This is a genomic window from Candidatus Nitrosarchaeum limnium BG20, from assembly GCF_000241145.1.
Lineage (GTDB): Archaea > Thermoproteota > Nitrososphaeria > Nitrososphaerales > Nitrosopumilaceae > Nitrosarchaeum > Nitrosarchaeum limnae.
The window spans coordinates 1-3,819 of record NZ_AHJG01000124.1 but is presented as its reverse complement, the minus strand read 5'-3'; the positions used below and the strand labels follow the sequence as shown (position 1 = coordinate 3,819).

Sequence of the window (3,819 nt, the reverse complement as noted above, 5' to 3'; positions counted from 1 at the left end):
TAGACTTTCCTAAAGATACATCAAATACGGAATGTAGTGAAGAGAAAAGATCAACTACTACGATCCAAATAGTATCAAGTTCAGAAACAGATGAAGGAATTGGATTTGTGTCAGTCCCAAGAGTTTCTGAAAAAATCCCATCAGCTACTCTAAGATGAAAATTACCTTTCCATAATGAAGAAAAAGATTTAGTTTTAATTTGTTCAGGTGAAGGTTTTGAGGTAGTAATTGAGATCTGTACCTCATAAACTCCAGATTGTTTGAATGGAGCTTGTCCTTTGACTTCCAATCTTGGACGAGATGACATAATCGTTTGTGTAAATTCCAAGTATTTCTGTATTTGGTGCAAAAAAATTCATTTTTATCACTACAAATGTGGAGTAACACTTTATCATATTGTTAAAAAGTTAGAATCAGGCTCAATTCAGGATAGTATTTATCTAGAATAAAGCTCCAATTTGAGCTAGTGAAGAAACCGTTTCAAAAAAAGCCAAAAGAAGAAGAAATAGAGGCTAAAATCAAAGATCATGAAGAGACAAGCCTAGTTGATCCTGACTATAATCGTAAAAAATTATTTAAAAAAGGAGTTAATCTTATGGCTGATGAAAAGCTAGAGGATGCAGCAGTTATTTTTGAGCAGGCTTTACGAATAGAACCAGATAACATTGAAACTTTAATGAAATTAGGATATGTGAGATTTCATTTAGAAGAATATGGTGAAGCATTAAAGATTTATGATAAAATTTTAGATATCGACGTTACAAATCCAGAAGCTTGGAATCTCAAAGCACTAGTCCATTATGAGCAAAAAAATTATTCAAAAGCACTAGATGCAGTTGAGAAAGCAGTAGAGTCAGATCCAACATATGGAATGGCATGGTATAACAAGGCATGTTTTTTGTCACTTGTAAACCAAGTACCAGAATCATTGGAAGCATTAAAGCGTTCAATTGAGATTGATGTAAAAAATGCTAGAAAATCAATTAGAGACAAAGACTTTACAAATGTGAAAATTGAAGAGGGATTCAAAAGAATTGTCGAGGTAGTTGTTTTAGAATCAATTAGACAGGGGTATCACACACTTGGGGCAATTGTATGGACCACATATCTTGACAAGGCAGATGCATTAGATGCATTAAGAAAATTACTTGAGAAAGGCCTAATTGTTCAACATGAAAAACGAGATGGTCTTAGTAAAATTCCAATATATGATCTTGCAGCAGACGTTGCAGAAAAAATGGGCAAAGAAGAAAGGATTGTTTGGAATTACAAGAAAGCAACTACCAAAACCAATCAAGAATCTTAAAGAAATTAGTCAAGCAATACAAGCAGTAAGAGAATCAATAGAAGAAGAGGATGTTGATAAAACCATGGATTTGTTTGAAGAGTTTATCGACCCAACAAAATCAGGAGAACAAATGATCGAACAATTCTTTGAAGAACATAGAGAGATCAGATTATGGAAGATCAGGTTAAAAGATAGAGGAGTAGATTATCTCATTGAAAACAAAACAAAGATGCTAAATCTTTTTGATAACGTAGAAGTTACAATTACTAAAAAACTCAGAAACGAGATAGCGTAAAATTATTCTGCTGATAAATCCCAATAGTTTGCGTCTTTTTGTTTTGCAGTTGGTTTTTGGAGATTTTTCCATTCTTTAAAAGAACGCACATACAATTTTGACATTAGGCAATCCAACTGATTTTAGAGCATATAAGCTAAACCAGAAAGAGTCCCAACACTTCCACAATAAGTGATAATTTCAGAATTACCAGAAATCCCCCTATTCTCTAAAAGTCGTTTCATGTCGTCTTTTGGGCGTAAAATCTTATCTGAAGTTGCAAGAGTCCTATATGGTAGGCTAATTGCACCTGGTATGTGCTGTTCTAGATAGTTTAGTCGCTCCCTGTTATCAATGAGGATTACATCAGATTTTTCTTTTGATGTTTCCAAATAATCAGACGTAGCTAATATTTCAGGTCTTAGATGGATAGAATGATTTGCACTTTTTACTTCAGGTGTTTTATTGTCATTTTCCAAACCAAGTGATTTCCATTTACTAAAAGTTGTTTCAAGCAAAGACACGTCAGAGTGACCAAGGTATTCCAGTGTCCATGCAACTCGAGATGCAAGTGCACCAAAAGTATCATCATATACAACTACTGGTGTTTCATCGGAAATCCCCATTGCATTTACCAGTTTTAAGACTCGCTCTGGAGTATCATCAGATAGTAAATTTGCAAGAGGTAAATTTACTGCTGTTGGAATATGACTTTGTTTATAATCATCTTCCCTTCTCACATCGATTACTCTAACACTTTTATCTCTAATTTCAGAACGTAGTGAATCAACATCGGTTGTTGTTTTGATAGTCTTTTCTTGGCTCATGCAGCACATTCACCTTTACCAGTTTTTGTATGGTAGCTAGAATCACTGCCATAGTCATTGTAAAAGTCTGGATCATCTTCTTTGGTTGGTGGAATGATTAGAGGGTCTAAAGCTTTTCTCATATCAAGAACTGACTTTATAGCAGATTCTTCCTTTCCATTTACAATCCTATGAATCCAATCGCGAAGTGTATCGTTAGATTTTTTGTTTTGTTTGAATAGCTCGATGATTTTTAAAATTACTGGAATTACTCTTTTTGCAGGGATTCTATGACATGTTGCACCAAGCATTGTCTCTCCATCTGAACGTCCACCCAAAGACATCTGATAGTTTGGATACATCTCGGTTCCAATTCTTGCACCTCCTCCAAAAAACCCAATTGTAGCAATACCATGTTGACCACAGGAGTTAGGACATCCACTTATCTTAATGGATGAATCACGTAGATCATCATCTTGGTCTAGTTTTAGTTCAAGGAATTTTCGCTGTATCTCCTTTGCCAACCTATGAGAGTTTGTTAAAGCCAAATTACACGAAGTTGTGCCTGAGCATCCAATTGGAGCAGCCATTGTTAATGCTCCAGACTTTGCAAGACCTACTTCAAGTAATTTAGAATACAAACGTGGCAAGTCATCATCATGAACATATCGTAATGCTATGTTTTGAACAAATCCAGCTCTTGCATGGCCTTCAGATGAGAATTCTTGAATTATTGTTGCCAATGCAGCAATCTGACTAGATGTAATATCACCTGCCTCAAGTGTTATAAACACAGAATTGTATTCTGATTGTTTTTGTTTTAGTGTGTTAGTCTTTATCCATCTATTGTATCCATCAGGATTTGGACTGCCACTTTCATCAGATATTTTTATCGGTCTTTTAATTACAGATGGAGTATGATCAACTTCAAGTTGGGTAATTACAGACTGTGTTGCTCTAACTATTGCCCTTTCTTTTAGTACAAGGTTTTGGAATTTTTCCCATCCCATATCATTTACAAGATAACGCATTCTATTTCTTGCCATATTTTTTCTATCACCCATCCTATCAAAGATTCGGAGTACAGCAATTGATGTGTGTAATAGATCTTCTTCAGGAGTAAATTCTTCTAATTGGTGACCCACAAATGATTTGTTACCTAATCCACCACCAAGAAATATTTTAAATCCTTTTTGTAGTGTACCATTCAAATCTCTAGTTTGTGGAATCAAACCAACATCAACCATTCTTACCATACCATGTTTTTCACAACATGTAAAATTGAATTTGAATTTTCTTGGAAGGTTTTGAGATAATGGATTTCTTAAAAAGAATCTAGCAGTTGCAAGTGCATATGGAGTTGAATCAAATTCTTCATCAGGGCAAACTCCAGACAAAGGACTACACATTACATTTCTTACAGAATTTCCACATGCTTCACGTGATGTAAG

The 3,819-nt window shown here is 34.7% G+C and carries 4 protein-coding genes and 1 pseudogene; 2 read left to right on the top strand and 3 right to left on the bottom strand.

The window, feature by feature from the left end:
* A pseudogene (locus BG20_RS04145) lies at positions 1-307 on the bottom strand (collagen-like protein); the annotation flags it as partial.
* Positions 308-466: 159 nt separating this feature from the next.
* Between BG20_RS04145 and BG20_RS04140 the strand changes: the two are divergent.
* Together BG20_RS04140 and BG20_RS13115 are read left to right on the top strand one after the other, a co-directional pair.
* Positions 467-1,306, top strand: a complete 840-nt coding sequence (locus BG20_RS04140; RefSeq protein ID WP_238527495.1) for a tetratricopeptide repeat protein — start codon at positions 467-469, stop codon at positions 1,304-1,306.
* Positions 1,257-1,583, top strand: coding sequence for a hypothetical protein (locus BG20_RS13115; RefSeq protein WP_238527494.1), 327 nt, complete (start codon positions 1,257-1,259; stop codon positions 1,581-1,583). The genes BG20_RS04140 and BG20_RS13115 overlap by 50 nt, the downstream gene beginning before the upstream one ends.
* 122 nt (positions 1,584-1,705) lie before the next feature.
* On the opposite strand, the gene BG20_RS04135 is transcribed toward BG20_RS13115, so the two are convergent.
* A complete protein-coding gene (locus tag BG20_RS04135) occupies positions 1,706-2,389 on the bottom strand; it encodes a sulfurtransferase (RefSeq protein ID WP_238527493.1) in 684 nt (227 codons plus the stop codon).
* On the bottom strand, positions 2,386-3,819 hold a 1,434-nt coding region (locus tag BG20_RS04130; RefSeq protein ID WP_010191281.1), incomplete at its 5' end, for a nitrite/sulfite reductase. The genes BG20_RS04130 and BG20_RS04135, both read right to left, overlap by 4 nt.